At 45.8% G+C, this 5,983-nt stretch carries 8 protein-coding genes; 1 reads left to right on the forward strand and 7 read right to left on the reverse strand.

Features of this window, described 5'->3' with window-relative positions; genetic code table 11:
• Positions 1 to 125: 125 nt before the first annotated feature.
• From H6H03_RS41030 to H6H03_RS38985, 5 genes are all read right to left on the reverse strand, one after another.
• Positions 126 to 272 carry a hypothetical protein gene (locus H6H03_RS41030; protein ID WP_242065766.1) on the reverse strand — a complete coding sequence of 49 codons (147 nt, stop codon included), beginning with the start codon at positions 270 to 272 and terminating at the stop codon, positions 126 to 128.
• A 123-nt stretch (positions 273 to 395) separates the two neighbouring features.
• Positions 396 to 764, reverse strand: a complete 369-nt coding sequence (locus H6H03_RS38970) for a four helix bundle protein (protein WP_190960327.1) — start codon at positions 762 to 764, stop codon at positions 396 to 398.
• Positions 761 to 997, reverse strand: a complete 237-nt coding sequence (locus tag H6H03_RS38975) for a hypothetical protein (RefSeq protein WP_242065767.1) — start codon at positions 995 to 997, stop codon at positions 761 to 763. Before H6H03_RS38975 ends, H6H03_RS38970 begins: the two co-directional genes overlap by 4 nt.
• Positions 997 to 2,262, reverse strand: coding sequence for a replicative DNA helicase (dnaB, locus tag H6H03_RS38980; RefSeq protein ID WP_190960328.1), 1,266 nt, complete (start codon positions 2,260 to 2,262; stop codon positions 997 to 999). The genes H6H03_RS38975 and dnaB overlap by 1 nt, the downstream gene beginning before the upstream one ends.
• 145 nt (positions 2,263 to 2,407) lie before the next feature.
• Positions 2,408 to 3,790: an FAD-binding oxidoreductase gene (locus H6H03_RS38985; RefSeq protein ID WP_190960329.1), complete on the reverse strand. Its 1,383-nt coding sequence runs from the start codon at positions 3,788 to 3,790 to the stop codon at positions 2,408 to 2,410.
• Between the two features lie 254 nt (positions 3,791 to 4,044).
• Between H6H03_RS38985 and H6H03_RS38990 the strand changes: the two genes are divergently transcribed.
• Positions 4,045 to 4,686 (forward strand): TetR/AcrR family transcriptional regulator, encoded by a 642-nt coding sequence (locus H6H03_RS38990; RefSeq protein ID WP_190960330.1) that lies wholly within the window; start codon positions 4,045 to 4,047, stop codon positions 4,684 to 4,686.
• A gap of 55 nt (positions 4,687 to 4,741) precedes the next feature.
• Here the strand turns inward: H6H03_RS38990 and H6H03_RS38995 are convergent, their stop codons facing one another.
• On the reverse strand, positions 4,742 to 4,984 hold the full coding sequence (locus H6H03_RS38995; protein WP_199339240.1) for an EamA family transporter: 243 nt from the start codon (positions 4,982 to 4,984) through the stop codon (positions 4,742 to 4,744).
• Positions 4,985 to 5,148: 164 nt separating this feature from the next.
• Complete coding sequence (locus H6H03_RS39000) at positions 5,149 to 5,862, reverse strand: replicative DNA helicase (protein ID WP_277927415.1); 714 nt, start codon at positions 5,860 to 5,862, stop codon at positions 5,149 to 5,151.
• Positions 5,863 to 5,983: the final 121 nt, after the last annotated feature.

Raw genomic sequence — 5,983 nt, forward strand, 5'->3', positions numbered from 1 at the left:
TATGCTTACTTGACTTTTACCTTTGAATCTAAATTACTCATGTATTAAAAAATTGTTAGTCATTGAGGTTATGTGAATACTTTTTTTTCACTTGTGAGAAATCCGGGTTAAGCATAACGCACCTTTTAATTTGAAAGTAGACTGCACAGGTAATCAATCCGTTTCCAAGCAACAGCAGCCTGTCGAGGAGAACAACTCAACCCGTAAGCACGACGAGCATCGTAGTTGCCTGGAATGCCTTTAGCTACCCCAATGGAAACCCCATGAGCCACCGTAAGAACTCTGGGTTTATAGCCTCTGACTTCATGAGACTCCCGTATTGACGCAATTTGATTTCTAATTTGGTTTGTCCAGGAGGTCAAACCAATTCGCAATTCGCAATTCGCAATTCGCAATTAGTTGAGCTTGTTGATTTTCTCCTTAACCTTTCGAGTAGATGAAACCAGAATCTTTCCAATTTCTCTAGTTTCTTGGAGTAATGAGTCAAACTTATTTTTATCAACCAATTCTGACTCTATCAATATTTCTAACCAATACTCAGTTTCTCTCTCCTCTTTAAGTGCAATTTCTAATTTGCTGAGAAAGTCTTTATCAGATTGGGAAGATTGAGCTTCTCTAACATTAGCACCTATGGATGTACCACTTCGTAGTAATTGTTTTGATAATGTTCGACAAACTCCTGGTTTTTCATCTAAGAAACTACAAGCCTTAACTATTCTTATCGCCAAAGCTTTCGTCCTGTCAGCAATACTAATTTGGTTCATACATTTGGTTCTTGGTTAATAATTGCGAATTGCGAATTGCGAATTGCGAATTGATTGCTGGTGATGTCTGGATGGATTGGGATTGTGGGTTGTTCATAGCGAAGTCGTGATTGAGAATAAGCAGAGATTTCGACAAACTGTTTAACTTGAAACTTATGCGACAGACCAGCCGCAGTGATACCGTGGTGGCAGAGTCCGCCGATGCCAGAGAATAGGGAGAGAACGGATTTCATCAAAACCCCCGACCACAAGATAAATTCTTGAAGGAGGTAAATTGATGATCGAACAAAAGCTTGACCGTACCAGTTGGGCCATTGCGCTGCTTACGAACAATTAACTCAGCAATACCACGCTCAGTCGTATCGGGATTATGCATTTCTTCACGGTAAAGCATGATGACAACATCGCTGTCTTGCTCAACCGCACCACTTGACCGCAAATCACTCAATACAGGACGTTTGTCATTGCGGTGTTCGACTTCACGGCTCAACTGCGATAGAGCGAGTACTGATACATCCAAGTCTTTGGCAAGTTTCTTCAGTCCCCGGCTGATTTCTCCAACACGCTCAGTCATGTTGTTTCTAGAATCAGTACCTTCTGCCATCAGCTGTAAATAATCGACAACCACAAGCCCAACACCACCGTAATGCGATGAAACCCTGCGAACTTGGCTGCGGATTTCATTAAGGGAAGGGCAAGAGTTATCGTTGATGAAAATTGGCACTTCGCTAAGGGATGCGATCGCCTGACTTAATGGTTGCCACTGGTTATTCGACACGCGTCCAGTTTCAAGAAAATTGTTTTCAATACCCGATTCACTGCTCAAGAATCGCTGTACATATTCATCAGTGGACATCTCCAGGCTGAAGACACACACAGGCATTCTTGCCCTAGTCGCGACATTAAGAGCGAGATTACCAGCCAGAGCAGATTTACCAACGGAGGGACGAGCAGCAAGGACATACAATCGACCTTTGCGAAAACCACCGCTAAGTATACTGTCCAAGTCATAAAATCCAGTGGACACAGCAGGGCTAGCGGTTCCAGCGTGACGTGCTTCGATTTCGGTGAAGGCATCAGCCAGGGAATCGGAAATGTGAACTAAATCTGTGGCAGAATGCTCTGACGCAATGCCGTAGACTTTTTGTTCGGCTTGGTCAAGTATTACAGGAAACTCGGTTTCAGTTGCATAGCCAAGTTGAACAATCTCACTGCCAGCTTTAATTAACTGCCGCCGTTGGTATTTCTCCATGACCAAATCGGCGAAAGCATCGATGTTCACGGCACTGACAGTGCGATCGACAAGTGTAGCCAGTTTATTGCGTCCGCCAACACGAAACAACAGACCGTTGTCAGACAACCAGCCGGTGACACAGAGCAAATCCGTTCGTAGCCCTTGGCTGTACAATCGTTGTGCTGCTTGGTATATGTCCTTCTGGGCGTTGATGTAGAAGGCATCGGCAATTAGGCGAACGCTGCGTTTAGGTACGATATTCATCCCGTTTCTACAGGCGTTGAACCCTCGTGATTTGGCAGAGGTATTGTTTAAGAGTAGGTATTTTATAAAGAAATTTTGAGTCGGGAATTTAAACCCCAACTCAAAATATGAAACGTATAGACCTAGCGATAAAAGTAAAGCCAACTCACGGTTTGATATTCTGGTTGAGATGAAAAATGTTTTCAGGATCGTAGCGCCTCTTAATCTGTACCAAGCGCTCGTAGTTAGCTCCGTAAGCGGCGGCGACGCGATCGCCCTCCTCTTCGGTCATGAAGTTCACATAGGCACCAGCAGATGCGTAAGGTGCAGAAACTTGGAAAAACTCCCTTGCCCACGCAATGCCTATTCCATCCTGTGCGGGATCGTCCCAGCGTCCATGCACGTTAAGCACAAACTTTGCATCTCGATGATAATATGCTGTAGCATCTGGCGAAATTCGGTTGGATGCTCCGGCGATCAATCCTATGAAGATTTCGCACGCTTGTGAGGGTAATTTACCTACGAATTGGACGATCGCATCCACTGCCCCATCCTGTAATTCTATGAAATTATGAGATTTCCAGTAGTTCCTGGCACCCTTTGTCAGCAAGGGGTCAAATGCTTGCTGCCATGCTATATATGGTTGAGGGCCGATGTGTTCGCCATAGGCATCGCCAAAACTGCGTAGAGGTTCAATCAGCTTCTCACCTTCTGCAATGTCACCTGCATAAAAGACAGCTAGCACGATTACCTCTTTACCATGTACGTCTTCGGGCAGAAAAGGCAGTGGCGGAGCCTTGCGGAGTACCACCCATACATTCAGTTCCTCAGGAGCCGATTGAGCAAATTTCCGATATTGTGTTAGCACCTGTTTAGCCTGACTAAACGGAAAAACGATTAACCCAGCCAATATTTCAGGGCCCACAGGATGGAGAGCGAATTCAAACTCAGTGACTACACCAAAGTTACCGCCCCCACCGCGAATCGCCCAGAAAAGGTCAGGGTTTTCGGTTTCGCTGGTTCGGATCTGATTCCCGTCTGCTGTGACTACTGCCGCAGAAACAAGATTGTCAATCGTCATGCCATACTTACGAGTCAACCAACCAAAACCTCCACCGAGAGTAAGACCTGCTATACCAGTTGTTGAATTAATTCCCACTGGAGTTGCTAACCCATGCGTCTGTGCTACTTTATCGAAATCAGCCAGCGTCGCACCTGGTTCGACATAGGCACGCCGCTTTTGAGGATCGACACGGACATTCTTCATGGTTGAAAGATCGATCGTCACGCCGCGATCGCACAAAGCATTCCCCGCAATATTATGTCCAGCACCCCTGATTGATATTTCCAGTCCGTTTTCTCGCGCAAACAAGATTGTATGAGCAACGTCATCGGCTGTTGCACACTGGACGATCGCAGCAGGTCGCCGATCGATCATCGCATTCCAAATTTCCCGAACTTCGTCATAAGCCGGATCTTCAGGAAGCACCACATGACCTTTTACATTGGTCTTCAGTTTCCCAAACGTCTCATTCAACAATATTGTCATGATATTTATTCCTACTACTTTAAAAGTGATGCACACATCGGTGATACATTCTCTCGCCTTTTATGCAGTGTCAAACTTTTTGTCGTCCGATGGTGTCGGATATCTGCGGCAATCTAATTTGCCTGTAAAGACAATTAGCTTGACCTGATTCTGCCTCATCCTGAATGACATCAAGAGCGATATGTAAAAGCACGAACAGTCGTTTTTTATTTGTTAAAGTTGATTATTACGACCGTTCGTGCTATTGTCAAGCCATGAGTAATATTTCGTCATTAAAAACAGATTCAGAAGGCGGCAAGCCTCGCCACTCAAAAGGCCAGACTAGTCGTGCTACTATTCTGCTAACTGCGGCGAAGTTAGCAACAATCAAGGGACTCAATGGCTTATCGCTTGGGACTCTAGCTGCTGAAGTGGGGATGAGCAAGAGTGGACTCTACGCCCACTTCAAAGACAAAGAAGAACTAGAGTTAGCGACGATTGAAACGGCAACCTTGATTTTTGAGAGTGAAGTACTTCAGCCTGCGATGCAAGCACAGGCGGGAACTGAGCGGCTGAAGGTAGTAGTCAATTCATTTCTTTCCCATCTCGAACGCAAAGTTTTTCCGGGTGGGTGTTTTTTTGCCGCAGTCGCCGCAGAACTCGACACGCGCCCAGGGCTAGCCCGCGATCGCGTTGTCGAAGTGCTAGACAAGTGGATGTCATTATTGAAGCAGTGCATCCTTGATGCACGGGTTCTCAGCGAGATAGATCCCAACGCGGACGTTGCTCAGACAGTGTTTGAAATCGAAGCTATGCTCTTGGCTGGGAATTTCCTGTTTGTGATGAGAGATGACCCAATTCATCTCAACCAAGCACGCAAGGGGATAGAAAATGTATTAGCACGACTCTCTATTTAGGGACTTTTAGTTAAAAAAATAATCAATTGTTATGTAGGCGAGGTAACAGCTTAATCTATATTCGCTCTGTTTGCTGTTTGATAACCAAGGCAATGCCACTGAGGGCTGCAACCGTTGCTATCCCTAACCGCACAGTCATAGGTTCATTCAGAAATAGAATAGCTCCGACTGCCGCCAAAATCGGCACGCTCAGTTGCACCGTAGCCGCCTGGGTTGCTTGGAGGTGCGTAATGCACGATACCAGATGGCATAGCCTATCCCAGAAGCGATCGCATAACCAACTCCAGGTAAATCCCATCTCATTTGCAGATAAGTGACTATAGCTCAAACAGATGCCCAACGCGATCGCCTAGCATTTCAAGAAGAAATTCGGCGGATTTGGGAATACCTGCGTGATGCCTAACGGCAAGCCGCTAAGAGCGTCTACGCAACGGAGGCAGCAGTACCCCGAATTAACTCAGTTCACCTCGCAAAATTCAAAAACCGAGAAGTGGAGAAATCACACAACATAGTTGCAGTGCCGAGTTTGCCGTAGAGCCGATTCTTCTCAACAATCAGCTCTATAGTTTGGTCGCTAGGGTCTTTCGTGTAGACAGCATCGCGGTAAAGCATAATCAACTGGTCGCAGACCTCGAAGATTTCGCCAGAATTACGTAACAGATGACGATTTGGGCGTTTGTCAGCAGTTGTTTGGTTTCCCCGGTTGATTTGACAGCCCAAGAAAACGGGGATTTTGTGTTCTTTAGCGATCGCCCGAATCTGGCGAGTAATCTTGCCGACTTCATGAGCCATGTTCCCGCCCGACTCCAGAGGAATTTGCTGCAAGTAGTCCACAAACACAGCACCAATCGACCCCCCAAACTCGGCAATAGAACGACGCACGGCAGAAGCAATCATGGTGGTGGTTGGCGTGGAATGCTCAAAAATCTGCCAAGGCATTTCGCCTAGCTGTACAACGCCTTGTGCAATTTGCTGCCAGTAGGATTGCGTTTGGGCTTGGATATTGGCAGAGTCCACACCTGTAATCCGAGCTAGCATTCGGGCATTAACTTGGTTTCTGTCCATTTCCGGACTGACATAGAGAACGCCTTTACCCAACTTAGTCATGATTTCATAAGCAGTTGAAATCATGAAGTGGGTTTTCCCCATGTGAGACTCCGCAGCCACAACAACCAAACTACTTGGATAAACCCGGATTTCTCACAAGTGAAAAAAAAGTATTCACATAACCTCAATGACTAACAATTTTTTAATACATGAGTAATTTAGATTCAAAGGTAAAAGTCAAGTAAGCATA

This window comes from Nostoc paludosum FACHB-159, from assembly GCF_014698835.1.
GTDB lineage: Bacteria > Cyanobacteriota > Cyanobacteriia > Cyanobacteriales > Nostocaceae > Nostoc > Nostoc paludosum.

What these genes read in the sequence shown, in the direction of transcription:
- H6H03_RS38970 (WP_190960327.1), bottom strand. Translation starts at nt 764, where the DNA reads ATGAACCAAATTAGTATTGCTGACAGGACGAAAGCTTTGGCGATAAGA.
- H6H03_RS38975 (WP_242065767.1), bottom strand. Translation starts at nt 997, where the DNA reads ATGAAATCCGTTCTCTCCCTATTCTCTGGCATCGGCGGACTCTGCCAC.
- dnaB (WP_190960328.1), bottom strand. Translation starts at nt 2,262, where the DNA reads ATGAATATCGTACCTAAACGCAGCGTTCGCCTAATTGCCGATGCCTTC.
- H6H03_RS38985 (WP_190960329.1), bottom strand. Translation starts at nt 3,790, where the DNA reads ATGACAATATTGTTGAATGAGACGTTTGGGAAACTGAAGACCAATGTA.
- H6H03_RS38990 (WP_190960330.1), top strand. Translation starts at nt 4,045, where the DNA reads ATGAGTAATATTTCGTCATTAAAAACAGATTCAGAAGGCGGCAAGCCT.
- H6H03_RS38995 (WP_199339240.1), bottom strand. Translation starts at nt 4,984, where the DNA reads ATGGGATTTACCTGGAGTTGGTTATGCGATCGCTTCTGGGATAGGCTA.